The following is a 22,403-nucleotide window of genomic DNA, read 5'->3' on the forward strand; positions in this document are numbered from 1 at the left end:
GCCCACGACCCCTGTCGTTGGACGACGTGATGGATCTTGCACGACGGAAGGATGCCAGTTTCCTCGTCAACGAACAGTCAGGCCGCAGCGCCTTGCGCCTGGATAGCCGGAGCGTGCTCAGCGAGGACGGCACGCTGTGCCCGCGCTACGAGATCGTTCGTCCCTTGCGCCGCCAACGTCTCGATCGTGACGCGTTCGCCGACACACGTTGGACCATCGCCACAGCTGACAGGTTCGCGTCCGCCTGGACCGCCGAGGTAGACGAACTGATCGCGTCCACTTCGACGGAGACCATGCACCTGGTCACCGGTCTGCTCCTGCCGATCTGGGACGCCCTGCCCGATGAACTCGCCCAGGTGGTGCGCGTCGTCGACAAGACGGGACAATCGTTGCTCGGGAGGCAGATCCCCGCGCTGGCGCTGGCGGAGCTTGGCCATCGGTTCGGCTTCGATGCGCCCGTGGTCGCGCCGGACGATCTCGTCAGGGCGGTGCTCGAGAATGGGCGAACTGTCCCCGTAGGCAACGGTGGCAAGCTGCACGCAAAGCGGGCGCTCGTCGGCGGGTCGCAACGGCTTGAGCTCACAGGGTTTGATCCGGCGCGCCTGCCCGAGCTGAAGGCGCTCGGCTGTTTCGTCGAGATCATCCGGTACCAGACCCGACTGTTCGTACCCGCTCCGAAAGCACCGGAGATCCTGACGGCGTTGAGCAGATAGTCGAGATCATGGGTTCGGCTCGACAGCGCCTCGCTCATCATCTATTTAGACGTTACCACTAGAAAGGTCCGGCCATGGAACGTGCGATCAGCGCCAGCGACGCCAACCAGCATTTCTCCGAGATGCTGCGCGACGTGCAGGACGGCGAGACCTTCGTCGTCACGTCTCGTGGCCGCCCCGTCGCAAAGGTCACGCCGGTCGATGATCTCGACCGGCAGGGCCCCGCGCTCGATGCGCTGCTCGACTTCGTCGCCACCCTGCCGCGCCGGCGCGCGGAGGCGTGGCGCCGCGAAGATCTGTACGAGTGACCCGGGTCGCCTTCGACACCAACGTCCTGGCCTATGTCGCCGGCGTCGACCGGCATGCCGATGATGCAGCGAAGATCGACGCCAGCCGCGCGCTCCTGAAGCAGCTGCGCGGACGTGCCGCTCTCGTCGTTCCCGTCCAGGTCCTGGGTGAACTCTACGTCGTCCTGACCCGCTCGGGCGCGTCACGCGACGAAGCGCGCGACGCCGTGCTGCGCATGGCGCAGGCCTTTGGGACCGCCGACAGCAACGGCTCGGCTTTCCTCTCGGCGCTCGACCTGGCCACGACCCACAAGCTGCAGTTCTGGGACTCGCTGATCGTGAACGCCGCCGCCGAGGCCGGCTGCACGCTCCTCCTGTCCGAGGACATGAGCAACGGCTTCTCCTGGCGCGGAACCGTCGTGCTCAACCCGTTCGCGACGTCGGTCGATGAGCGCCTAACCCGCCTGATCGCCTGACGGCGGATACCGCCCTCGCCTAGCACTTAGAGGAAAGGAGGCGTCGAGGACGCGAGCCGGCGCAGGCGCGCCCGAGGCTCGTGACCAAGGAGACCGACGATGATCCAGACCATAGCGCTCGGCAAGCTCGTGCCGTCCAAGCGCAACGTCCGCCGCCGCAGCGATGCCGCAGCCGATGCCCAGCTCCGTGCCGATATCGAGGCACGCGGGTTGCTCCAGAACCTGATCGTGACCGCCAACAAGAAGCCGAGGGGCACCTACGCGGTCGAGGCCGGCGGGCGACGGCACAATGCGCTCAAGGCTCTCGTCGAGGAGGGGAAGCTTCCCGCCGACTTCGCCGTTCCCTGTCTCGTGCTCGACGACCTCGGCAGTGCCGTGGCGGAAGCGAGCCTCGCCGAGAACTTCCAGAAGCTGGCGCTGAACCCGGCCGACGAGTGTCTCGCCTTCCAGCACTTCATCGAGCAAGGCTCCGAGATCGGAGGCGTCGCCCGCCGTTTCGGCGTCACCGTGCGCTTCGTCGAAGGCCGGCTGCGGCTGGCGAGCCTCGCACCCGTCGTCTTCCAGGCGCTCGCCGATGGCGAGATCACGCTCGATATCGCCAAGGCCTACGCCTCCACCCCGGATCGCGAGCGTCAGGCCCACGTGTTCGACCAGATGAGCCGCGGCTATGGCGGTGCACATCCGGATAGCATCCGGCGCATGATGACGCAGGCGACCGTCTCCGGCGCTGACCCGCGCGCACGCCTCGTGGGGGAAGATGCGTATGTCGCCTCGGGTGGGCGGATCGATCGCGACCTGTTCGCCGACGACAGCACCACGCGCTGGCTGGACATCGCCATCCTCGAGCGCCTCGCTAGCGAGATGATGGAAGCCGCCGCCGCCGCCGTCGCGGCGGAAACGGGATACGCCTGGGTCCGCCCGACGCTGGATCGCTACGTCGACTGGCAGCAGACCGAGGGCCTGCAGCGCGTCGATCTCGCGCCGCCATCGCTCTCCGCAGCCGAGCAGGACCAGATCGCCACCCTGGAGGCGGACGCTGCGGACAAGATGGCGCTGATCGAGGACGAGAACAGCAGCGACGACGAGCGCGCCGTCGCAGAAACCGAACTCGAGAGCATCGAAAGGGCAATCGAGACAATTACCGAGAGGCCTCCCGTCCTTCCCGAAGAGCTGCGACCGACGGTGGGCGCCTTCCTCGTGCTCGGCCCGGACGGCGCCCCGCGCCTCCATCAGACGCTCTATGTCGAACCGGTCCAAGAACCGGAGGCGGTGACGGAGAGTGACATCGGCGACGAAGTGCCAGCCTCGCCCGCCCGCTCAGTGGGGCTGTCACAGCGGCTGACCGACGAACTCGCGATCCAGCGCCGCGACATCCTCGCCGTCCATGTCGCCGCCGACCCGGACTTCGCCCTCGACCTGGCGATCTTCCTGATGGTCGATCGCAAGCCTGGACATGGGGTCGAGCGGTACGGCTCGTCGCTCAGCGCCCGAGCGCCTCAGGAGCCTGTGATCGGCTTCAAGACACCGGAGGCCGCGGCAACGCTTGCGAGGATCGAGGCCGAGCAAGCACTCGACCGCAGCTGGACCATACTGGAGACGACGAGCGCCCGCTTCGATGCCTTCCGGGCGCTTGGCGCCGATGAGCGCGCCGCGTGGCTCGGACACGCTGTCGCTTCCACACTCGAGGCGAGCGTGCTCGGTGCCGGTGCGAGCGGCTGTGACTTTCACGATCATCTGGGGCAGCTGCTCGGCATCGACGTCGCGGCATGGTGGCGGCCGACAGCCGCCAACTTCTTCGACAAGGTCACCAAGCCCGTCATGCTCGACGCGCTTGCCGAGATCGACGGGCCGGCGCTCGCCGCGCGGTATGGCAACGCCAAGAAGTCCGACCTCGCCGCCGCGTGCGAGAAGATCTGCGCTGGCGACTTCATCGGTGAGGTCGGCACGAAGCACTTGGCGCGTGGGTGGCTGCCGACGGCGATGCGCTTCACACCGGCTCAGGCTGCCGAGGCAGCGCCGGAGAGCACACCTGCTCTGGACGGCACGTCTATGAGCGACGCGGACGCCGGCGACGGGGAGGACAACGCGGTCGACCGCGAAGCAGCCTGAACGACGACGACGCGGGGGCGGCCTCTACTGGAGGTCGCCCCTTTGTCTTGGGGCCGGTGAGAGAGGGGAGACGGCTGCCGCCGGGGGCGAGCCGATCCGGCTCTTATCCGAGAGGAGATGCGCGATGCGCCCCACACGTTCTTCCGCCGTGTCCGTCAGTCCCGCCGAGACGATCACCAACGCCATTATCGAGCGCCTGGAGGCTGGCGTCAGGCCGTGGCGCCAGCCCTGGACCGGTGGCCCCGTTTCGCGGCCACTGCGCGTCTGCGGAACCCCCTACCGCGGCGCGAACGTGATCTGGCTGTGGATGGCTGCCCAGGCACGCGGCTTCATCTCACCCACCTGGATGACCTACCATCAGTCGCAACTGCTCGGAGGTCAGGTCCGCAAGGGCGAACGCGGCACCTGTGCCATTTTCTACAAGAGCTACAGCAAGGAGGTCGAAGATCCCGCCACAGGCGAGCGCGAGGACGAAGCTCGCCGTGTGCTGAAAAGCTTCACCGTCTTCAATGTCGACCAGATCGACGGTCTGCCCGCACGCTTCACGCCGGAGCCCATCCCGCTGCCCGAGCCGACCGCGCGCGATCATGCGCTCGACGCCTTCTTCGGCGTGATCCCCGCCTCTATCCGCCACGGCGGCGGCGAAGCCTATTACCTGCCGAGTGCCGACCAGATCACGATGCCCGATCCTGCCGCGTTCCGGTCACGTGACCTTTACCGGTCCACGCTCGCCCACGAGTTGGCGCACTGGACAGGACACCAGAGCCGGCTCGCGCGCTCTCTCGGCAACCGGTTCGGCAGTGACGCCTATGCCATGGAAGAGCTGATCGCCGAACTCGCCTCCGCCATGGTTGGCGCCGAACTCGGCCTGCCGGTCGATCACCTCGACGACCATGCGAGCTACCTCGCGTCCTGGCTCAAGGTGCTGAAGGCCGACAATCGGGCGATCCTGACAGCTGCCGCCAAGGCCGAAGAGGCGTCTGCCTTCCTGCTGGGCTTCGCTCGCGTTGCGCACGCGCCGGACGCCCTCCTCGCCGCCTGATCCTACCGCCGGGAGCGAAAGCACGCGTCCGCTCCCGACACTCTCTTTCCGTCGGAGACACCCCATGACCTACGATGTCGGTTATCGCTTCGCGCAGGCGCTCGATCCGAGTGGCCTCGACACCATCGCTGCCTGCCTGCACGCCATCCAGGCCGCGGCCAAGGACTGCCGCAACGCAGGCAAACCGTTCGAAACCGATCCTGCCGTCGTGCTCCTGGCGCAGCATCTCGCGGCCGTCGCACGCGCCAAGATGCCCGACCGCGCCGCGCTGCGGTCGTTATGCGGGCAGGCGGTGGCCGAGATCGCCCGCACACCCCTGCTGACCGTGCTTGCCGCTCGCGGCGTCGACCATGATGCAGACGCCAAGCGGACCTTTCATACGGAGGCACGCCGCGCGCTCCGGCGGCTTGCGGAAGCGCTCCAACTCGCCAGCGGCACGTACGAGATACGGGTCTGCGCGGGCGGGCCGGCGGTCTCCGGCGAGGTCATCCTGCACGGCGATGAGCTCTATGTGCAGGTCTCGATCGGCGGCTTCGGCCGAGGTGAGATCCTGCTCCGCAGGTGCCGCGGCCGCTCCGACTATGTCGGCGAACGCAACCACTGGGCACGGATGGCGGAGTTGGTGGATCCCGCCACACTGGCGGCCCGTATCGCCCGCGAACTCGGGCTTGCCATGCCCGTGGAACTCCAGCCGCGGCTGGTTGCCTGAGGTCACAAGAGAAGGTCTCTCAGACTCCACCTGCGGCCGCAGAGGCCCTCTACCCGCCGGCGGTCCACGCGCAACCCGCCCGCCTGCGGCCCGTGTTGCCTCACCCGGTTCCGGGCACCGGGTGAGGCTGCCCGCGCCAGCCTTGTCGGTGGGTGGCGCTGCGTCCCTGCTGCCGGCGGGTCGGAGGGCTCGCGTCGCCGCAAGGATGCGGCGTCTGACAGGAGACCGCTCATGCCAACCACCCTCGCCGCCCAGCTCGCCGCTTTGGAGCTCGGCCATCTCTCGATCAATACTGATCGCGGTACGCGTACCCTCGCCCGCCCGGAACCCGAGGCGATTGACCATACACTGGCCGCCGTCTGGTCCGACCTGTTCGCGCTGTTCACCGACACGATCCTCGAGGATCAGGCCGAGGAACTCGGCTGGGGGTTCGTGAACCTTTTCCACCGTGCGGCAACGAAGGCCTCGACCCGGATCGACCGCGCGACTGACGAAATCCGCTTATTGCTGGCAACCGCTGACGGGTCTGAGGTCCATACGTCCGAGCTTGAGCAGCAGGTCGAACGTGCGCAGGATGCTGAGGCAGAAATGCTCGCACTCGAGAACCTGCGAGAGACCGCAGCCTTCTTGTACCTGGCCGAGACGGGGTCCTCCTGGAGGCCAGCTGGCGGCTCCCGGCTCAGTCACGACGCGCTGACGACATCGGCGGTCGTACAGGGTCGCGAGTTCCTGAAAGCGCGCGCCGAAGGCAAGCGCCGGGCCGCTATGCCCGAGGGAACGCCGGTCGTGTTCGCCGGTGGACGGCAGACCTTCCAGACGACCGATGACGCGAAGGCCTATGGCGATGCGATCTGGCAGACGCTCGACCGCGTCCGCGCAAACGTCGCCGACATGGTGCTGGTCCACGGCGGCGACGGCAAGGGAGCCGACCGCCTCGCAGCATCCTGGGCCGAGCGCCACAAGGTGCCCCAGATCAGCTTCAGCCTCGACACCCGCCTGGGTGCACGGGCCGGCTTCCGTCGCAACGAGCAGATGCTCGGATTGAAGCCCCGCTATGTTGTGGCATTCGCCGGCAATGGCGTACTGGAGCGGCTCGTCATTCAGGCCAAAGAGCGGAGCATTGCCGTGGTCGATCGTCGCGGACCGCTTGGCACCAATCCCAAGCATCACGCACGGGTGACCAGCGCTTCCATGGCGGGCTGACCAACCTTGGGCGCCGCTTCGGCGGCGCCCTTCTCGTTGCTGGTTACAGTCGACCTAACTCGCTGTTCCAGGAGCGAGTGACTTTGAAATCCACACGTCAGCCCGCCGGCAAGATGTGGTGGCTTGATGCCTGCCAGATGTCCGCCGCTCGAAGATAGCTGCCGCTGACCGTTACGGAGCGAAGCGGCGGCTAGCGACCCAAAGGCAGACGTAGCCGAGGCATGTTGCCGGTCTTGTAAGCTGACATTCTGAACCGGGGTTCTGACACACGCAAATGCCCGGAAAACCGTGGTCGCGTCTGCAGCGTCAAAACCGACCGGTTATGACACCAGCAGCGTTACGGACTAGAACGGCGAAACAGTAAACGTGTCGGCGTGATCAGTCGGGGATCAGTGCCCAACCACGCAGTTGCAAAGTCGCCATAGTCGTCAGCGCAGACACGTCAGTTTCGACACTCCTTCCTACCGTAGCGGGGTCGATCCCGTTTCCGATAAGAGCTTGGCTGCATACCCGAACGGATACACCCGCCTTTTTCAACGCCTCAATTAAGGCAAGGTTGGGATTCGCAGCTACTCCCGTCTTTGTCGCATAGGCGCGATCTTCGGTAACGATGGGCGTCGCCGGACCGTGGACGATCACGACGACATCGCCTTGTTCTGGACGAACGCCATCGTTGCCCAGCAGGTTCAAAAAGCGGGCGACCTTCTCCAGCGATGGATTGATTTTATCCGGCGTTGCCGCGGCCTTGGTCACATTGAACAGCACGCGATAGCGCAACTTGCGATCGGGCCGTTCCGCAGCACCTTCGACGGGTGTGATCGCGCCATATCCCGGTATCACCGCCTGCCTAGGCACGCCGGCTGAAGCACTGACGCTGCTCATGAGTGACAAGCATCCTGCAAGAGCAATGATTGGCATACGCATCCGCTTTTTCCTTCTTCAGCCGAAATGATCAGCCAACTCTCGCAAAAACGGCCGCACCGATGTTTTGCGGTCGAACCACGGACGGCGTCTCGCGCGGTCGCACTGGGCGGGGGGCCGGGGCCGTTTGGGGAGCCGACAGATCGTCGGCTCCGAACATCGCCTCCAGGGTTCGCACACACAGTGCGGCTGCATCGTCGGCAAGACGGTAGTGAACCTGCTTCGCCTCACGCCTGGTCTTCACCAGATCGGCGCGCCGCAGCTCGGCAAGCTGCTGACTGAGCGCTGGTTGGGTCACGCCCGTGGCCGCCTCGATGTCCGCCACCTGCCGTTCGCCACCCAGCAGATAGGACAGGATCATAAGGCGCTGCGGCTGCGCGAACACGCGCAGCTTCTCGACTGCAACGTCGGCAAGCGCGCGGGACTGGTAGATCGCCATCACCGGTCAGCCTTCGTCTGGTGAAACCAGTCGGCGCCTGCGTTCCCCGGCAAAGCGGGAGGCAGGAGCACGTCGTCGCCCGGCTGCCAGTCAGCGGGCGTATAGGCCTCGCCATCGGCCGAACGCTGCAACGCCCTGACCGTGCGAAGCATCTCGTCGACCGAGCGCCCGACATTCATCGGATACCAGCTGAGTGCGCGGATAATGCCTTTGGGATCGATGAAGTAGGTTGCACGTACCGTTGAGGCATCGCCAGCCTGCTCGTCGAGCATGCCGTAGGCATACCCAACCGCCATCGACGGATCCTCGATCACCGGAAACGGCACCTCGACATCAAAAACGTCGTGGATCGCGCGAAGCCAGGCGACATGAGAGTAGAGGCTGTCGACCGACAGCCCCAACAATACGCAATCCAGCTCCTCGAATTGAGGGGCCGCTTTAGCCAAGGCCACAAACTCGCTCGTGCAAACCGGCGTGAAGTCAGCAGGGTGCGAGAAAAACACAATCCAGCGCCCACGATACTGATCGAGCGCAATCTCGCCCTGAGTGGTGCGGGCGGTGAAGTTCGGGGCTGCATCCCCGATGCGCAGCGAGCGCGGCATGTTCGCTTCCATCATTTCCATTCCTCCCAAATGGCACGAACACCCCGTTGACGCAATACGCTTACACAGCTACATAAACCATGAGTTTGTTTAAATGGAGATGGTCATGGACCCGGTTTTGAGCGAAGCCAACGCCCAGATCAGACGCGCAAAAGCGGCCGGATCGCCGGTCGTTCAGTCCTTCTTTGATGAGCCTACCAACACAGCGACCTACGTCGTTTGGGACGTGGCGACGAAAAAGGCTGCGATCGTCGACAGCGTCCTCGATTTTGACGCCGCGGCTGGCCGGACCAAAACCGCGTCGGCGGACGCAGTGATCGCTTACGTGCGGGATCAGGGACTGACGGTCGATTGGCTGCTGGAAACCCATGCTCATGCCGATCACCTGTCTGCGGCACCTTATCTTCAGCAGGCGCTTGGCGGGCAGCTCGCGATCGGTCGTGAGATCATCCGGGTTCAGAACGTGTTCGGCAAAATCTTCAACGCCGGCACCGATTTTGAGCGCAACGGTTCCGAGTTCGACCGGCTGTTCGAGGACGGCGACCGCTTTGCCATCGGCAACATCGACGCCATTGCGCTGCACGTGCCCGGCCATACGCCGGCGGACATGGCCTATGCGATTGGGGACGCGGTCTTCACCGGCGATACGCTCTTCATGCCCGATTACGGCACCGCGCGGGCAGACTTCCCTGGTGGCGACGCACGCCAGCTATTCCGCTCGATCCGCCGGCTCATGCAGCTGCCGGACGAGACGCGCCTGTTCCTCTGCCACGACTACAAGGCGGTGGGTCGCGACCAATATGTCTGGGAGACGACTGTAGGCGCACAGCGTGTCGGCAACGTGCATGTCCACGAAGGGGTCAGCGAAGACGACTTCGTCGCGATGCGGACCAGTCGCGACGCCACCTTGTCGATGCCGAAGCTCATCCTGCCCTCGATCCAGGTGAACATGCGCGGTGGTCATCTGCCGGAGCCGGAAGCCAACGGCACCCGCTACCTCAAAATTCCGCTGGATGCGCTGTGATGCCAGGCTTTCCCCATGCCATGCCGCTCGAAGGCTTCATCGGCGGGCTGATGATCGGTGTCGCCGCGGCGATCATGCTGCTGGGCAACGGGCGCATCGCCGGTGTCAGCGGCATGTTCGCAAGAGTTTTGGGTCTTACCGATGGAGGTCCACCATGGGCCCTCGCGCTGCTCTTTACCGCGGGTCTGCCCTTGGGCGCGGGTATTGCTGCGGCCAGTTTGGGCGTGAAAGCCAGCTTTCCGGCATCGCTTTCGCTGATTGCCGTCGCCGGTCTGGTCGTCGGTATCGGAACGCGGCTTGGGTCCGGGTGCACCAGTGGTCACGGCGTATGCGGCCTGTCCCGCCTGTCGCCCCGGTCCATCGCCGCGACCGTCACGTTCATGGCGACCGGCGTCGTCACGGTCACGATCATGCGTCTGTCCGGGGTGATACTGTGATGCGCCAGAACCTCATTTCACTCGCTAGCGGGACGCTGTTCGGCGCCGGCCTTGCCATCTCCGGAATGATCGATCCGGCGCGGGTGCGCGCGTTCCTCGATGTCACCGGCGCGTGGGACCCGACCTTGGCGTTCGTCATGGCAGGCGCGATCCTGCCGATGGCGATAGCCTGGTTCGTCGTGCGGCGTCGCTCGACCCCGATCGCGGCCGAACAATTCCACACGCCCGCCACCTCGCCGATCGACCGGCGCCTCATCGGCGGTGCGGCCTTGTTCGGCATAGGCTGGGGCATCGTCGGATTGTGCCCAGGTCCCGCCATTGCCGCACTGGCGATCCAGCCTCTGCCGGCACTGGTCTTCATCGCTGCAATGGCCCTCGGCGTTGCCGTCCACCGCTTTGCATTCACTTCCCGCCGTTCGGCCTGATCAGACAGGAGACATCACATGGCTTTCAAGCAGATCACCTCGTCCTTCTCTGCCGCCCCCCAGCTGACGCAAGACGACCTCGCCGCTGCCGCGAAGGCAGGATATCGCTCGATCATCTCAAGCCGCCCGGACGGCGAGGAGGCGGGCCAGCCAAGCGCGGAAGAAATGGCCCGAATGGCAGGCGACCACGGTCTCGCGTTTGCCCATGTCCCTATCGTACCGGGCAAGGCGACTGACGCCGATGCGGATCGCATGAAGGAGGCGCTAGCCACGCTGCCACAGCCGACGCTCGGCTTCTGCCGTAGCGGGACGCGCGCGGCGACCTTGTGGGCGTTGGCCGAGGCCGATCGCGCCGACCCGGCGACGATCGTCGACCAAGCAAAGGCAGCCGGGTACGACCTTGCCGATCTCACGCCTGCGCTGAAGCGCCGTTCCGAAAGGGCTGATCAATGACCTACGACATCGTCATCATCGGGGGCGGTGCCGCCGGCATCGCGACCGCTTCCAGCATTCTGAAGCGCAACGCCAAAGTGACGATCGCGGTCGTCGATCCGGCGACCGACCATTATTACCAGCCCGGCTGGACGATGGTGGGGGCCGGCGTCTTCACTCCCGAACAGACGCGCAAGGCCGAATCCGACATAATGCCAAAGGGCGTTAAGTGGGTACGGTTGCCCGCCGTTGCCATCGACCCCGACCGTAACACGGTCGAGCTCGAAGACGGTGACACATTGACCTATCGCGTTCTGGTCGTCGCGCCCGGGCTGCGCCTGGCGTGGGAGAAGATCGAAGGGCTGCCTGAGGCTCTCGGCCGCAACGGCGTCACCTCCAACTATCGCTACGATCTGGCACCCTACACCTACCAGCTCGTCAAGGAATTGCGGCAGGGGCGGGCGCTGTTCTCGCAGCCACCCATGCCGATCAAGTGCGCCGGCGCACCGCAGAAAGCGATGTATCTCTCCTGCGACATCTGGCGGGATAGCGGCGTTCTCCCAGCTATCGACGTCGAGTTCCATAATGCCGGCGCAGCCCTGTTCGGGGTCCCGACCTACGTCCCGGCGCTGATGGAATATGTCGAGAAGTACGGTATCGATCTCAGGCTTGAGTCCAACCTGGTCGCGGTCGACGCCGATCGCCGCGTCGCCACGTTCGAGCGCAAGCAGGACGGCGTCTCCGAGCGGATCGAACGTGAGTTCGATATGCTCCATGTCGTGCCACCTCAGGTGTCACATGCGGTCGTCGCAAATAGCCCGCTTGCGGCTGCGAGCGGCTTCGTCGAGGTCGACGAGACTACGCTGCGGCACAAGCGATTTGAAAACATCTTTGGCCTTGGCGATGCCGCTGGCACCAGCAACGCCAAGACCGCCGCTGCTGCTCGCGTCCAGGCGCCCGTGGTCGCAGTCAACGCGCTGGCCGCGCTCGACGGCAGACCCCCCGTTGCCGATTATAATGGTTACGGCTCATGCCCGCTCACGGTCGAACGCGGTAAGATCGTCCTCGCCGAGTTCGGCTATGGCGGAAAGCTGCTGCCCAGCTTCCCATCCTGGCTGCTGGACGGAACGCGTCCGACGCGCACCGCGTGGTTCCTGAAAGAGCGGATGCTGCCCCCGATCTACTGGCAGGGCATGCTGAAAGGCCGTGAGTGGATGGCCGCTCCACACGAGATCGGCAAGGCGGCATGATCCTCGAACCAATCCAGTATCTGCTTGGCGCCTTGTCCGGCAGCCTGGTCGGATTCACCCTCGGGCTCGTCGGTGGCGGTGGCTCGATCCTCGCCGTGCCGCTCATGGTGTATCTGGTGCGCGTTCCCGACGCGCACCTCGCCATCGGTACGAGCGCGTTTGCCGTGGCGGCCAATGCCGCGACCGGTCTGATCGGTCATGCCAAGGCTCATACCGTAAAATGGCGGTGCGGCGGCATGTATGCGACTGCCGGCGTCATCGGTGCGCTACTCGGATCCACCGCGGGCAAGGCCGTCGATGGCGGCAAGCTCCTCTTTCTATTCGCGCTCGTCATGATCGTCGTCGGCGTTGTGATGCTGCGCGGGCGGGGTGACGCTGGTAATCCCGGTGCAGAATGCAACCGGGAGAAGGCGCCCAAGGTGCTGGGTTATGGCCTCGGCACCGGACTGTTTTCAGGCTTCTTTGGCATCGGTGGTGGCTTCCTGATCGTTCCCGGACTGATTGGATCGACGGGCATGCCGATCCTCAACGCCGTCGGCACGTCGCTGATCGCCGTCACCGCGTTCGGGCTAACGACCGCTGCCAACTACGCGTTCTCCGGGCTTGTGGATTGGCCGCTCGCCTTCGCCTTCATCGGCGGTGGAGTTATCGGCGGGTTGATCGGCACGCGGATCGCTAAGCGTCTGGGCACGGGCAGTACGCTCACCACGGTTTTCGCAATGCTGATCTTCGTGGTCGCAGCCTATATGCTCTGGAAGAGCGCAGGCGCGTTTCTGTGATGGGCAGCGCAATTGCCATCGGGCCGCTGATGATGGCGGTCGATCGCGGATTGGCGGTTCTGTGCGTCGCCGTGTTCCTCGGTTTGACGGCGCTGGCGGGACGGTTCCGCTTCCCGCGAGTGTCGATGGTCGCGACCAGTGCTATTGTCGTCGGGCTGGTGACGGCCCGGATCGGCTATGTCGCGACGCATTGGGCGAGCTACGCCGATGCTCCACTTTCCATCCTAGCTATATGGCAGGGAGGCTTCTCGGCCGTCGCCGGCCTCGCCGGCGCTGCGGTAACGCTGGCGTTCCGGCTCGGCCGAACGCGCGCTCTGGCGATAGGCTGGGCAGCGCTTGCCGTAGCTGGCGGCCTCTGGTTCACGCTTCAGGCGCTGATCCCGCCCGTGACCTACGGCCCCTTTCCCTATCATCTCGCCCTAACGACGCCATCCGGCGCTCCGCTCCCGCTTGATCGTTTCCGGGGTCGTCCCTTCGTGGTCAATCTGTGGGCGACATGGTGCGGCCCATGCCGGCGCGAGCTGCCGATGCTCGATGCTGCTGCGTCGCGCCGTGGAGAGGTTCCGATTCTGCTCGCCGATCAGGGTGAGGCGCCGGCGACCGTTACCCAGTTCCTTACCCGCGAAGGCATCGGTGCCGGCAACGTCGCGCTTGATCCCGACCGTAGGCTTTCCCGAGCCTTCGAAGTCGCCGGCTATCCCGCAACCGCCTTCGTCGCCGCGAATGGCACGATCGTGCAGCTTCAGCTCGGAGAGTTGTCGCGCGCCGCGCTCGCCGATGGAATTGATAAGGCAAGGAAACACCGATGAACCGCCGCAACCTTCTCTTTCGCGGCGCTCTAGCCGCGCTTGCTTTCGCCGTGCCGATGACACCTGCGGTCGGGCAGCAGCAGCCTGATTTGTCGCGCAAGGCAGTCGTCGACGATCCCGTAGCCCCCAAGCGGGCCGGCACCGCCTATGACGTCACCGTTGTCGAGTTCTTCGACTACAACTGCCCCTATTGCCGTCGCATGGAGCCGGTGCTGAACGCGCTGCTTCGCTCCGACCCGAAGGTCCGGATCGTGTATCGGGATTGGCCAATATTCGGACCCGCCTCCCGTGAGGCGTCCCGGGCGGCCGTCGCGAGCCAGTGGCAGGGCAGGCATGCCGCCTTCCATGGAGCGCTGCTTGCCTCGCCGGCGCGGCTCGACAGCGCCGGTATCAGGGCAGCTGCTGTGAAAGCCAAGGTGGATTGGCCGCGTCTGCAACGTGACCTGAAGACGCGTGGCGCGGAAATCGATGCGCTGCTCGCACGCACCAATGCGATTGCCGAAGCGATCGGGTTCAATGGGACGCCGGCGCTGATCGTCGGCTCGCAGGTCGTGGCCGGCGCGGTCGATCTGCCGGCGCTCCGCCGCCTCGTCGCCACGGCGCGCAGCAAGCCCGGAGGGCGTTGAGCGTGCCGGGGCCACTCAGTCGGAGGCAGGCGGTCGGGCTCGGCGCTGTAGTCGTGGGGGGCTGGGCGGTCGGACAGGTGCTGCGGCGCACCGCCCCGATTGGGCGTGACGTTGGTCCGACCGCCGACCTGATCCTGACAGGCGGCAGTTCGCCTGAGCACGGTCCTGCCGACGCGACGTTGCGGCTTGCCGTTTTCACCGATTATCGTTGCCCGGCCTGCCGTCACGCCTTCCCCGCGTTGGAAGAGGCCGTGCGACGCGATGGCAAAATTAGGGTCATCTACAAGGATTGGCCGATCTTCGGTCCACCGTCTGAACGTGCCGCGAGCGTTGCGCTCAGCTGTGCCGAACAGGGCATCTACCCGGTCGTCCATCGCCAGCTGATGGCCGACAACCGTACGATTGACGACGACATGCTGCGGGACGTCGTAATCGGCGCTGGCGGTGACTGGCTGAGCGCAACGACGTGGCTTGCTTCGCATGCACAGGCTGTCGCGGCGCGCCTGCGTGCGAACGGCCAAGAGGCCTATTCGATCGGCTTGGCCGGCACCCCGGGCTTTCTTGCCGGACGCATGCTGGTGATGGGCGCGATCGATCCGGGTGATTTCGAGCGGTTGTTCGCGCGGGCGCGGGCAGAAAGCTAACAGAGCGAGAGGATGAAAACATGATCGAGTATAAGCACGATGGTATGACCGTTGCGTCGCTCCATGATGAGCGCACTGGTAGCTTCCAATATGTTGTCGTCGACGACACTACGAAGACGGCTGCGATCATCGATCCAGTTCTGGATTTTGACCCGCGCGCTGGTGCGACCGCGACCCGAAACGCGGATCTTATCCTCGACTATGTGCGCGAAAAGGGGCTAACCGTCGAATGGGTGCTCGACACCCACCCACACGCCGATCATTTTTCAGCCGTTCCGTACCTCACCGGCAAGACCGGTGGCAAAACCGCGATCGGCAACAAGGTCGTGGAAGTGCAAAAGCTGTGGCGGGACATCTACTGCCTGCCCGATCTCGCCGTCGACGGCAGCCAGTGGGACCGGTTGTTTGCGGATGGCGAGCGTTTCCGGATCGGCACGCTCGATGCTCATGTCATGCTGTCGCCGGGCCATACGCTTGCCTCGATCACTTATGTCGTCGGTGACGCCGCGTTCGTTCACGATACGCTGATGGTTCCCGATAGTGGCACAAGCCGAGCGGACTTCCCGGGTGGTGATGCTCATTCGCTGTGGTGCTCGATCCGCGCCATCCTCGATCTGCCACCCGAAACCGCAACCTATGTTGGGCATGACTATGGCAAGGATGGCAGGGACGTACTTGGTCGCTCGACCGTCGCCGATCAGCGTCGCGACAACATCCATGTTCACGATGGCATCGACGAAGCCGAGTTCGTCGCGACCCGCGAGAAACGCGACGCATCGCTCCCACTACCCGACCTGATGCTCGCCGCGCTTCAGGTGAACATACGTGGCGGCCGGCTGCCGGATGCGGACAAGTGTGGGACGGCGTTTCTCAAGGTGCCTCTGAACCGGTTTGGACCTGGTGCTTCATAGCTCAGTCCGCGCTAGGGCAGCTGCTGTTTCAAGTGTCAGAACCGAACGGTTGTGACACTACGTGCGGCGGCTTTCGACCGTTCCAATCCTGAAAGCTGACTGGCAGGAAAGTCCCCAATATCGGTCGGTTCAGGTGCCGAGAATGGACGGCAGCTTACGGGAGACGAACCGGCATAGCCTAACGGCGAAGTGCGGACGTGATGGGCGTGGTTTGCCGGCACCTAGTGGAAGCCTGACTCTAGTGATGCTGCAAGGGCGGGTCGGGTTGGCTGGAGCCAGCATTCTCGTCCCGTTTGTGAACCCCAACGGGGGCAGTTCCAAGGCACGATGAGGCCGAGCCGCTCGAGGCTATGGCGCCACACGATGATCTGTTGTCGCGGCCGAGACATCCCCGCTACCGGTGGCCTCCCGCCCGGCTGGGGTCAGAGCGTACAGCCCCCTCTCCGTTCGCTCGAACCAGCCATAGACGTTGCGCAACAGGATCGCGCCCGCATCTTCGGCCAAGGCCTTCAGATCGCGCGGGCGTGTCGCTCCATCCCGCATCGCTTCAGCGCACGCGATCGCCCGCTGGCGATAGGCAGTCATGATCGGCTGGCGGGTCGATCCGCCCGCGGTCGGATCCCCTTTTCGCCGACGATGCTCGGCAACAAGCCGCCGCCGCTGAGGCAGGTTGGGCCTCGGCCGATAGGGTGTCGGTTCGGAGATGACGGTCACGCTGCCCAGCCGCAGATCGACCGTGAGCAGACCGATGCCGAGCATCCGGCAAAGCCGATGCACCCTCTTGTCCTGGTCGCGGCCGCGACGTGTTGCGGGCACCGCGACATAGACGATGTCCGAGGATCGCGTCCGCTCGACGGCCTGGAGCAGAAGCTCGAGCGAGAAGGATAGCTTCAGCTCGGTGATCACCACGAGCGGCGGCTCCCCATCGGCCAAGCCGACGATATCGCACCCACGGACCTCGCCCTTGACCTCGAACCCGCAGCTCTCGAGGTAGCGCTTGATCGGCGCGTAAAGCGACGTCTCGTGAGTGACAGCGAGCCTGTTCGTCATCCTCCGTGCAGTAGCTGCCGTGCGTTCGGCATCAAGCGCTTCGCGAGCGCTCGACCATTGATCCTGCTGGTCCCGAAACCACCACCGGGTATGAGGCCGTGAATGCTTCCGCTTTTTCTCCTGGCAAGCGCCGTTGCGCCCGGCGCGACCTTCACCTGCACGCCCGTGGCGGTGTGGGATGGCGACGGGCCGATCTGGTGCGCCGAAGGGCCGCGTATTCGTTTGGCGGGGATCGCCGCTCGCGAAATCGACGAGAGCTGCCGGCCCGGGCACCCCTGTTCGACGGCGAGCGGACGCGCCGCACGCGACCATCTCGTCTCGCTCTTGGGAGGTGCCCGCGGCACGCGTCGCACCGGCCATGTCATGGTTCGCGGACCGCGCCTCACCTGCGTGTCGAACGGGTCTGCCAAGGGCGATCGGACTGGCGCGTTGTGCCGTTCGCCTCAAACTGGCGACCTCTCCTGTGCGATGGTCCGGGGCAGCTATGCGTTGGCGTGGAAGCGCTATGGTGGCGACCGGCTCTGCAAGTCGGCGGGTCTGTTCTCCAGGCGAATGTGAAGCGTCAGGGCTTGACCATCGGCTTGGTCAGGACCGCCTCCATCGACTTCTCACCCCTATGGCGGGCGCCATCCGAAGCAACCCGCTCGAGCCCAGGCCCGTGTTGCTCGGGGCTTTGCCCCTCCCTGCCCGCGCCAGCCTTGGTCTCGGGGGTTCCCCTCCGGCCGTGACGGGCCTGCGGTGCGTCGTCTCGGCTTGCCTCGCCATGGCCGGGGCTCCGTCGATCGGGACGGTCCCGACGATCCTTTGGAGTGAGCCCCATGACCAACACCGTTCTTCTCGTCGGCAATCTCGGCACCGATCCCGAGACCCGCACCACCCGCGGCGACACCCGCGTCACCTCGCTCAGCCTGGGCACCAGCCGGCCCAAGCGCGACAGCGAGGGCAAGACTTTCAAGGATGCGAACGGCTTTACGGCCAAGGAAACCGAGTGGCACCGCATCACCTGCTTCAACGGGCTCGGCAAGACGGTCTCGCAGTTTGCGACCAAGGGCATGCTGGTGTCGGTGCGCGGCCGGATCCACTACAGCAAGTGGACCGACAAGGAGGGCGTCGAGCGGTACGGCTGCGAGATCATCGCGGACGACGTGCAGTTCCTCAGCCGGGGCAAGCCTGCGGCCGAAGGCGGGGCGAGCCAGTCCGACATCGACGACGATCTCCCCTTCTGACCTCAGCGGATCACCCCGGCGGCAACCCGCCGCCGGGGCTCTCCTGGCGTTATCGACAGCTCGGGAAATGCCGGGCGACCATCGCGTCCAGCCGGCGGGTCAGCAGCGCCGCCAGTGTCAGCGCATCCCGTTCGGCATCGAACGGATCACGCGTGCAGGCAGACACGATCGCATCACGCAGCCAGTAGCTGGTTGCCGGATCGGCGATGATCGCGATGACCTCCGCCACATCGCCAACATCGTGTCTCTCGAGGGGCTCAGCCACGGCTGTTCTCCTCGCTTTCGGCTGCCGCACCGGCGCGAGGCACAGCTGCCTTGCCAGGCCGTCCTCGAGCCGGACCGTCTTGCGAGGGAGCAGCCACCGCGTCAGCGATAAGACGCCGTAATGCGTCGGCACCGAGCCGTGATCCGCCCGCGTCGAGCACGATTAGCCCAAGTTCGAGCGCCGCCGCACGCCTGAGCTCGGCGCCCTTCGTCTGCATCGCAAGACGCTCTTCGTCATGTCGGGTAAGCGCTTCCAAGGCGCTCGGCTTCTTCTTGGCCACGACCAATCTCCTTACGGTCGAAGCCCCTTCCACCGGCGATATTGGCGCGGGCCCCGGGTGTAGGAAAGCGATTCCTGTGCAGGCGGGCGAAAGAGGTCTCCGCCTTCGGGCTCACCGCATCCAATCGGCCGGGACGGGCATCGAGCCCGCCCCGACCGAACTCTTCTACTCGCTCAACGATGGGCAGGATGACAGCGGCGAAGACCGGGCCTCAAGGACGACGGGGCCCCACCATTTTTCCGGCCGCGATCGGGCGGTAGTGCCCCACCTCGAGCCGAGTGGCGCGGCCGGAAAAATCGTGACCCCCATCGCCGCTGCGCGGCCGCACCCTGCGGGTGCGGTCCCTGACCCCCGATCTTCCCCGCTGTCGCGAGACCTCCGTCTTTCACGTGAGATTGAGGAGATGGACGATGACTTACTTCAGCCCGATCAGCACCAACGACAGCAACACCGCGCTGGAGCACGAGGCCTTCATGGCCGCCTACGCCAAGGCAAACGCACGGGCGCCCTACAGCTACTTCGACCAGCACATCATCCGGACGGACGATGCCTGCTACTGGGTGGCCGATGAGGGGGATTACGAGACGCTGATGCAGGACCTGATCGACCGGATCGTCCACACCGTGCCCGCCGGCCGGGACGACGAATACTGACGACGGAGGGGGCGCAACGCTCCCTCTTGTCGTGCTCGTCCAGAGCCCAGGCTTGACTGCTTTTTAGTCGCTAGTTTGCCAGCTGGCTTGCCAGTCCGACCAGCCTTCCACCCCGCTGCGTAGGTGCTTCAATCGCCACGCTTCAAGCACCGCCTCTCACGGCATTGGAGTCCTCCGGTATCGACTGATCATCCCGGGTTTCAGGCCGCGAGATCACCGCCACCATCAATCTCTGGGCATAGGGGGACAGGGAGCACACCTTACGCGGTGCACCGCAGGGATAGTGCAGTCTAATCAGTGGCTTAGCGCGTGACCACCACTGGCGCCAATCATGGTCAAAGACAACCAGATCACCATTGATCACCAGCCCCGCAAAACTGCCGAAATCCCGCCGCAGGTCCTTGACCCAGAGCTCGTGTTCCGTCTATGTTCTCTTTGCCTTGCGTAGTGCCCACCACGCTCCATGCGAATGGATGCGTGACATGCAACGACGATATCAGCTTGCCTGCTATGTGACAGACGACCTCAGCACCGCCTTCGCGGCACGTGCTCGGGCGCGGGATTTGACGGTCGCGGCAGCGCTCCGCCAGCTCGTCATCAACGACGTGTTCGGGGTCGCCTACGATCCGCGTGAACAGCGCAATCACATCCTCTTCATGACGATCGCGATGGACGGTCTGCTGACCGAACATCCCAATCGCGAACTGCGGTCTCGCCTGATCAAGGAATGGCAGGAGCGCGTCGCACGGGAGGACCAGTCCCATGCGGCATAAGTTCACCAACTTCACCCGCGGCAGCCAGCTGCTCGGCCACTTCGGCTTCATGTTTGCCGCCGGCCTGAAAGGGCCGCTGATGGTGACGGCGGCGACCTTCACCGGCCTATGCTGGTGGCGGATATCGGCCGCCCTGTCCGACCATGAAAGCTATCTCTGCTGGATGCGGCTTTATGCCGGCATTTACACCTGGTTCGAGTTCGATCCGACCAAGGTCGTCAACCTCGAGACGCTGTCTGGTGCGCACGTGCTTCTGCCGATGTCGGACGTCGCGACGCACCCGATCGTGGTCGCCGCCTGGGACCGGATGACCTCGGCTGCCGGCAGCGCTGCGATGCTCGCCGCGATAATCACCGTCCCCGTGATCGTGGCCTTCGCCTGGCTGGCAGCGTGGTTCGGCCGACGCTCCAAGGAAAGCCGGCACGAGCGCGGCGCGACCCTTGCCGAGCTGCCCGCGCTGGTGACTGAAATCGAAGCGCATAACGCCCGTGAGCGGGCATCGGAATATCGCCGCCTGCTGGGTTCGGGATGGCGCTATGCGTCCGCCGCAGAGCTGCGCGAGGCGGGCCTGTACGAGCCCTATTCGCTTGCCGGCGTGCCCTACCCGTGGCGCCTCGAACAGAGCCACGCGATGTTGATCGGAACCACCGGCACCGGGAAGACGGTCGCGCTGCGCGACCTCCTCGCGCAGGTCCGCGCGAAAGGTGCCAGGGCCGTCGTGTTCGACCTCACCGGTGCCTTCATCGAGGCGTTCTTCGACGAGGCGACCGACACCATCCTCAACCCGCTCGATGCGCGCTGCCCGATGTGGTCGATCTTCGAGGATTGCAGCGACGAGGCCGAACTGACTGCAGCGTCCGAAGCGCTGGTCCCGCATGATGGCGGCGGCTCCGAACAATTCTGGGTGCTCGCCGCACGCATGCTGTTCGTGGAGATGTGCCTGAAGCTTCTCAGGGATGGTCGCGCGACCAACGAGGCGCTCAGCACGGAGCTGATGACGGCCAGTCTCGCTCACGTCCACAAGCTGATGGAGGGCACCGTCGCCGATCCGCTCACCGCACCGGAAGCCGCCCGCATGGCGGAATCGATCCGCGCCGTGTTCAACGCCAATGCCAAGGCGCTGCGGATGCTACCCACGACGGGCACGCCCTTCTCGGTCAAGCGCTGGGTCACCGGCGACAGCAAGCCCGGCGCGATCCTGTTCGTGTCGGCGCGCTATGTCGACATGTCGGTCGCATCGCGCCTGCTGACGGTGTGGATGGACACCGCGATGAACACGCTCATGACGCTCGAACGCTCGAGCGACCTGCGGCTCTGGTTCCTGTTCGACGAGCTCGGCGCGCTGCACCGCCTGCCCGCCATCGAAAAGGGCCTGCAGACGGTCCGCAACTATGGCGGCGCGATCGTCGCCGGCGTCCATGCCTATGCCAAGCTGAAGGAGACCTACGGCGAGAACATGGCGATGACGCTGTCATCGTTGGCGCGCACCAAGCTGTTCCTGGCAACCGCCGACCGGGAGTCTGCAACCTGGTGTTCGGACTTCATCGGCCACCGCCAATATCGCGAGATGGAGGAAGGCTATAGCTACGGCTACAACAACGCCCGCGACGCCGTTAGCCTGACTCCGAGGCGCCAGATCGAGCCGCTGCTGCTCCCCGATCAGCTCATGAACCTGCAGCGGCTGCGCGGTTATCTGAAGTTCCCGGACGGCTTTCCGGCAGCTCCGATCCGGCTCACCTATGTCGACTTCCCGCGCCGCGCAGAGGCCTTCGTCGTCCGACCTAAATTGGCGCTCTCGGAAGCCGGGAACGGGACTGCCGAACGTCCAGACGAGCCCCCTGTCGACGGCGCTGACGCACCCGGTGCGACCGACCAGGGACCGGGCCCGAGCAGCGATGCCCGGGAGCAATCGGTACCGTCAGACGCCCGGTCCGGCCCCTTGTTCGACTATGCCGATCAACGTCCGACAGAGACCCCGGTCCAGCCGGCGGACGTGCCTGCCAGCGCGGCCAATCCCGCCTTGGCGCCGCTACGCCCGGCCTTCATCAAGCCTCCGACTCCGCTTGCATCGCGCGCGGTGAAGCTGGGCGGAACAGCACCGCGCGGCGGCCAGGGAGAAGACGCCGAACCGGCGACCCGTCCGGCGTTCGGGAAGGAGCGATCTCCCGGCACGCCGCCGGCCGGCATCCCCGGCACCGTCGACGCAGGGCGTGGCGTACGGCCCCTCCCCGGCCAGGAAAGCATCTCGCTGCGCGAGCTGAAGTCCGGGGTCGCGCCGGGGGACACACCGGCACCGGATGACGGCATCGAGCTCTGAG

At 65.3% G+C, this 22,403-nt stretch carries 28 protein-coding genes; 22 read left to right on the forward strand and 6 right to left on the reverse strand.

The annotated features are described in order from the left end of the window. The first annotated feature begins 17 nt into the window (after positions 1-17). The 7 genes from BM145_RS16565 to BM145_RS02290 all read left to right on the forward strand — a co-directional run bounded on the left by BM145_RS16565 (position 18) and on the right by BM145_RS02290 (position 6,539). Positions 18-713: a hypothetical protein gene (locus BM145_RS16565; RefSeq protein ID WP_342741787.1), complete on the forward strand. Its 696-nt coding sequence runs from the start codon at positions 18-20 to the stop codon at positions 711-713. A gap of 74 nt (positions 714-787) precedes the next feature. Beyond that, entirely contained in the window at positions 788-1,021 is a 234-nt protein-coding gene (locus BM145_RS02265) for a type II toxin-antitoxin system Phd/YefM family antitoxin (protein WP_093330692.1), read from the forward strand. Next, positions 1,018-1,476 carry a PIN domain-containing protein gene (locus BM145_RS02270; protein WP_093330694.1) on the forward strand — a complete coding sequence of 153 codons (459 nt, stop codon included), beginning with the start codon at positions 1,018-1,020 and terminating at the stop codon, positions 1,474-1,476. The genes BM145_RS02265 and BM145_RS02270 overlap by 4 nt, the downstream gene beginning before the upstream one ends. A gap of 99 nt (positions 1,477-1,575) precedes the next feature. Continuing rightward, entirely contained in the window at positions 1,576-3,585 is a 2,010-nt protein-coding gene (locus tag BM145_RS02275; RefSeq protein WP_093330697.1) for a ParB/RepB/Spo0J family partition protein, read from the forward strand. Positions 3,586-3,709: 124 nt separating this feature from the next. Beyond that, the gene (locus BM145_RS02280) at positions 3,710-4,627 is read left to right on the forward strand and encodes an ArdC family protein (protein WP_093330699.1); all 918 of its coding nucleotides are present in this window, start codon (positions 3,710-3,712) and stop codon (positions 4,625-4,627) included. A 64-nt stretch (positions 4,628-4,691) separates the two neighbouring features. Then, positions 4,692-5,336: a hypothetical protein gene (locus BM145_RS02285; RefSeq protein WP_093330701.1), complete on the forward strand. Its 645-nt coding sequence runs from the start codon at positions 4,692-4,694 to the stop codon at positions 5,334-5,336. A gap of 231 nt (positions 5,337-5,567) precedes the next feature. Next, on the forward strand, positions 5,568-6,539 hold the full coding sequence (locus BM145_RS02290) for a DUF2493 domain-containing protein (protein ID WP_093330702.1): 972 nt from the start codon (positions 5,568-5,570) through the stop codon (positions 6,537-6,539). A 378-nt stretch (positions 6,540-6,917) separates the two neighbouring features. Here the strand turns inward: BM145_RS02290 and BM145_RS02295 are convergent, their stop codons facing one another. Genes BM145_RS02295 through BM145_RS02305 form a run of 3 tightly spaced genes read right to left on the reverse strand, consistent with a single transcriptional unit; the run spans position 6,918 to position 8,522 of the window. Then, on the reverse strand, positions 6,918-7,463 hold the full coding sequence (locus BM145_RS02295; protein ID WP_425441071.1) for a DsrE family protein: 546 nt from the start codon (positions 7,461-7,463) through the stop codon (positions 6,918-6,920). A 28-nt stretch (positions 7,464-7,491) separates the two neighbouring features. Further along, positions 7,492-7,899, reverse strand: coding sequence for an ArsR/SmtB family transcription factor (locus tag BM145_RS02300; protein ID WP_008830445.1), 408 nt, complete (start codon positions 7,897-7,899; stop codon positions 7,492-7,494). Further along, positions 7,899-8,522, reverse strand: coding sequence for a peroxiredoxin (locus tag BM145_RS02305; protein WP_037519507.1), 624 nt, complete (start codon positions 8,520-8,522; stop codon positions 7,899-7,901). The genes BM145_RS02300 and BM145_RS02305 overlap by 1 nt, the downstream gene beginning before the upstream one ends. An 85-nt stretch (positions 8,523-8,607) precedes the next feature. Between BM145_RS02305 and BM145_RS02310 the strand changes: the two genes are divergently transcribed. The 10 genes from BM145_RS02310 to BM145_RS02355 are packed head-to-tail and all read left to right on the forward strand — an operon-like array spanning position 8,608 to position 15,838. After that, positions 8,608-9,525, forward strand: coding sequence for an MBL fold metallo-hydrolase (locus BM145_RS02310; RefSeq protein ID WP_037519521.1), 918 nt, complete (start codon positions 8,608-8,610; stop codon positions 9,523-9,525). A gap of 20 nt (positions 9,526-9,545) precedes the next feature. After that, positions 9,546-9,962: a YeeE/YedE family protein gene (locus BM145_RS02315; RefSeq protein ID WP_205499208.1), complete on the forward strand. Its 417-nt coding sequence runs from the start codon at positions 9,546-9,548 to the stop codon at positions 9,960-9,962. Then, positions 9,962-10,387, forward strand: coding sequence for a DUF6691 family protein (locus tag BM145_RS02320; protein ID WP_008830449.1), 426 nt, complete (start codon positions 9,962-9,964; stop codon positions 10,385-10,387). Before BM145_RS02315 ends, BM145_RS02320 begins: the two co-directional genes overlap by 1 nt. 18 nt (positions 10,388-10,405) lie before the next feature. Continuing rightward, positions 10,406-10,840 carry a protein tyrosine phosphatase family protein gene (locus BM145_RS02325; RefSeq protein WP_046406874.1) on the forward strand — a complete coding sequence of 145 codons (435 nt, stop codon included), beginning with the start codon at positions 10,406-10,408 and terminating at the stop codon, positions 10,838-10,840. Beyond that, positions 10,837-12,069, forward strand: coding sequence for an NAD(P)/FAD-dependent oxidoreductase (locus BM145_RS02330; protein WP_008830451.1), 1,233 nt, complete (start codon positions 10,837-10,839; stop codon positions 12,067-12,069). Before BM145_RS02325 ends, BM145_RS02330 begins: the two co-directional genes overlap by 4 nt. Further along, positions 12,066-12,848 (forward strand): sulfite exporter TauE/SafE family protein, encoded by a 783-nt coding sequence (locus BM145_RS02335; RefSeq protein ID WP_008830452.1) that lies wholly within the window; start codon positions 12,066-12,068, stop codon positions 12,846-12,848. Before BM145_RS02330 ends, BM145_RS02335 begins: the two co-directional genes overlap by 4 nt. 29 nt (positions 12,849-12,877) lie before the next feature. Then, on the forward strand, positions 12,878-13,657 hold the full coding sequence (locus BM145_RS02340; RefSeq protein WP_245739006.1) for a TlpA disulfide reductase family protein: 780 nt from the start codon (positions 12,878-12,880) through the stop codon (positions 13,655-13,657). Beyond that, entirely contained in the window at positions 13,654-14,283 is a 630-nt protein-coding gene (locus BM145_RS02345) for a DsbA family protein (RefSeq protein ID WP_008830454.1), read from the forward strand. Before BM145_RS02340 ends, BM145_RS02345 begins: the two co-directional genes overlap by 4 nt. Before the next feature lie 53 nt (positions 14,284-14,336). After that, on the forward strand, positions 14,337-14,927 hold the full coding sequence (locus BM145_RS02350) for a DsbA family protein (RefSeq protein WP_008830455.1): 591 nt from the start codon (positions 14,337-14,339) through the stop codon (positions 14,925-14,927). A 20-nt stretch (positions 14,928-14,947) separates the two neighbouring features. Then, entirely contained in the window at positions 14,948-15,838 is an 891-nt protein-coding gene (locus BM145_RS02355; RefSeq protein WP_008830456.1) for an MBL fold metallo-hydrolase, read from the forward strand. Positions 15,839-16,186: 348 nt separating this feature from the next. On the opposite strand, the gene BM145_RS02360 is transcribed toward BM145_RS02355, so the two are convergent. Continuing rightward, positions 16,187-16,888: a DUF2161 domain-containing phosphodiesterase gene (locus tag BM145_RS02360; protein WP_093330707.1), complete on the reverse strand. Its 702-nt coding sequence runs from the start codon at positions 16,886-16,888 to the stop codon at positions 16,187-16,189. A 102-nt stretch (positions 16,889-16,990) separates the two neighbouring features. Here BM145_RS02360 and BM145_RS02365 point away from each other — a divergent pair, with 102 nt between their 5' ends. Both BM145_RS02365 and BM145_RS02370 read left to right on the forward strand, forming a co-directional pair. After that, positions 16,991-17,446, forward strand: a complete 456-nt coding sequence (locus BM145_RS02365) for a thermonuclease family protein (RefSeq protein ID WP_093330710.1) — start codon at positions 16,991-16,993, stop codon at positions 17,444-17,446. Positions 17,447-17,706: 260 nt separating this feature from the next. Then, positions 17,707-18,114, forward strand: coding sequence for a single-stranded DNA-binding protein (locus BM145_RS02370; RefSeq protein WP_093330712.1), 408 nt, complete (start codon positions 17,707-17,709; stop codon positions 18,112-18,114). Positions 18,115-18,163: 49 nt separating this feature from the next. On the opposite strand, the gene BM145_RS02375 is transcribed toward BM145_RS02370, so the two are convergent. Both BM145_RS02375 and BM145_RS15530 read right to left on the reverse strand, forming a co-directional pair. Further along, entirely contained in the window at positions 18,164-18,379 is a 216-nt protein-coding gene (locus BM145_RS02375; protein WP_143090072.1) for a hypothetical protein, read from the reverse strand. Next, positions 18,372-18,659: a DUF6437 family protein gene (locus BM145_RS15530; protein WP_143090073.1), complete on the reverse strand. Its 288-nt coding sequence runs from the start codon at positions 18,657-18,659 to the stop codon at positions 18,372-18,374. The genes BM145_RS02375 and BM145_RS15530 overlap by 8 nt, the downstream gene beginning before the upstream one ends. A 410-nt stretch (positions 18,660-19,069) precedes the next feature. Here BM145_RS15530 and BM145_RS02380 point away from each other — a divergent pair, with 410 nt between their 5' ends. The 3 genes from BM145_RS02380 to BM145_RS02390 all read left to right on the forward strand — a co-directional run bounded on the left by BM145_RS02380 (position 19,070) and on the right by BM145_RS02390 (position 22,402). Next, positions 19,070-19,312, forward strand: coding sequence for a hypothetical protein (locus BM145_RS02380; protein WP_093330718.1), 243 nt, complete (start codon positions 19,070-19,072; stop codon positions 19,310-19,312). A gap of 473 nt (positions 19,313-19,785) precedes the next feature. Continuing rightward, positions 19,786-20,085 carry a hypothetical protein gene (locus BM145_RS02385; protein WP_143090074.1) on the forward strand — a complete coding sequence of 100 codons (300 nt, stop codon included), beginning with the start codon at positions 19,786-19,788 and terminating at the stop codon, positions 20,083-20,085. Beyond that, complete coding sequence (locus BM145_RS02390) at positions 20,075-22,402, forward strand: type IV secretion system DNA-binding domain-containing protein (RefSeq protein ID WP_093330721.1); 2,328 nt, start codon at positions 20,075-20,077, stop codon at positions 22,400-22,402. The genes BM145_RS02385 and BM145_RS02390 overlap by 11 nt, the downstream gene beginning before the upstream one ends. Position 22,403: the final 1 nt, after the last annotated feature.

It is taken from the genome of Sphingomonas rubra, assembly GCF_900115745.1.
Classification (GTDB): Bacteria; Pseudomonadota; Alphaproteobacteria; order Sphingomonadales; family Sphingomonadaceae; genus Sphingomonas; species Sphingomonas rubra.

Bases quoted from the DNA above. Each gene is read 5' to 3' on its own strand.
- BM145_RS02265 (WP_093330692.1), top strand. From the start codon at position 788: ATGGAACGTGCGATCAGCGCCAGCGACGCCAACCAGCATTTCTCCGAG.
- BM145_RS02275 (WP_093330697.1), top strand. From the start codon at position 1,576: ATGATCCAGACCATAGCGCTCGGCAAGCTCGTGCCGTCCAAGCGCAAC.
- BM145_RS02280 (WP_093330699.1), top strand. From the start codon at position 3,710: ATGCGCCCCACACGTTCTTCCGCCGTGTCCGTCAGTCCCGCCGAGACG.
- BM145_RS02285 (WP_093330701.1), top strand. From the start codon at position 4,692: ATGACCTACGATGTCGGTTATCGCTTCGCGCAGGCGCTCGATCCGAGT.
- BM145_RS02290 (WP_093330702.1), top strand. From the start codon at position 5,568: ATGCCAACCACCCTCGCCGCCCAGCTCGCCGCTTTGGAGCTCGGCCAT.
- BM145_RS02295 (WP_425441071.1), bottom strand. From the start codon at position 7,463: ATGCGTATGCCAATCATTGCTCTTGCAGGATGCTTGTCACTCATGAGC.
- BM145_RS02300 (WP_008830445.1), bottom strand. From the start codon at position 7,899: ATGGCGATCTACCAGTCCCGCGCGCTTGCCGACGTTGCAGTCGAGAAG.
- BM145_RS02305 (WP_037519507.1), bottom strand. From the start codon at position 8,522: ATGGAAATGATGGAAGCGAACATGCCGCGCTCGCTGCGCATCGGGGAT.
- BM145_RS02310 (WP_037519521.1), top strand. From the start codon at position 8,608: ATGGACCCGGTTTTGAGCGAAGCCAACGCCCAGATCAGACGCGCAAAA.
- BM145_RS02315 (WP_205499208.1), top strand. From the start codon at position 9,546: ATGCCGCTCGAAGGCTTCATCGGCGGGCTGATGATCGGTGTCGCCGCG.
- BM145_RS02320 (WP_008830449.1), top strand. From the start codon at position 9,962: ATGCGCCAGAACCTCATTTCACTCGCTAGCGGGACGCTGTTCGGCGCC.
- BM145_RS02325 (WP_046406874.1), top strand. From the start codon at position 10,406: ATGGCTTTCAAGCAGATCACCTCGTCCTTCTCTGCCGCCCCCCAGCTG.
- BM145_RS02330 (WP_008830451.1), top strand. From the start codon at position 10,837: ATGACCTACGACATCGTCATCATCGGGGGCGGTGCCGCCGGCATCGCG.
- BM145_RS02335 (WP_008830452.1), top strand. From the start codon at position 12,066: ATGATCCTCGAACCAATCCAGTATCTGCTTGGCGCCTTGTCCGGCAGC.
- BM145_RS02340 (WP_245739006.1), top strand. From the start codon at position 12,878: ATGATGGCGGTCGATCGCGGATTGGCGGTTCTGTGCGTCGCCGTGTTC.
- BM145_RS02345 (WP_008830454.1), top strand. From the start codon at position 13,654: ATGAACCGCCGCAACCTTCTCTTTCGCGGCGCTCTAGCCGCGCTTGCT.
- BM145_RS02355 (WP_008830456.1), top strand. From the start codon at position 14,948: ATGATCGAGTATAAGCACGATGGTATGACCGTTGCGTCGCTCCATGAT.
- BM145_RS02360 (WP_093330707.1), bottom strand. From the start codon at position 16,888: ATGACGAACAGGCTCGCTGTCACTCACGAGACGTCGCTTTACGCGCCG.
- BM145_RS02365 (WP_093330710.1), top strand. From the start codon at position 16,991: ATGCTTCCGCTTTTTCTCCTGGCAAGCGCCGTTGCGCCCGGCGCGACC.
- BM145_RS02370 (WP_093330712.1), top strand. From the start codon at position 17,707: ATGACCAACACCGTTCTTCTCGTCGGCAATCTCGGCACCGATCCCGAG.
- BM145_RS02380 (WP_093330718.1), top strand. From the start codon at position 19,070: ATGACTTACTTCAGCCCGATCAGCACCAACGACAGCAACACCGCGCTG.
- BM145_RS02385 (WP_143090074.1), top strand. From the start codon at position 19,786: ATGCGTGACATGCAACGACGATATCAGCTTGCCTGCTATGTGACAGAC.
- BM145_RS02390 (WP_093330721.1), top strand. From the start codon at position 20,075: ATGCGGCATAAGTTCACCAACTTCACCCGCGGCAGCCAGCTGCTCGGC.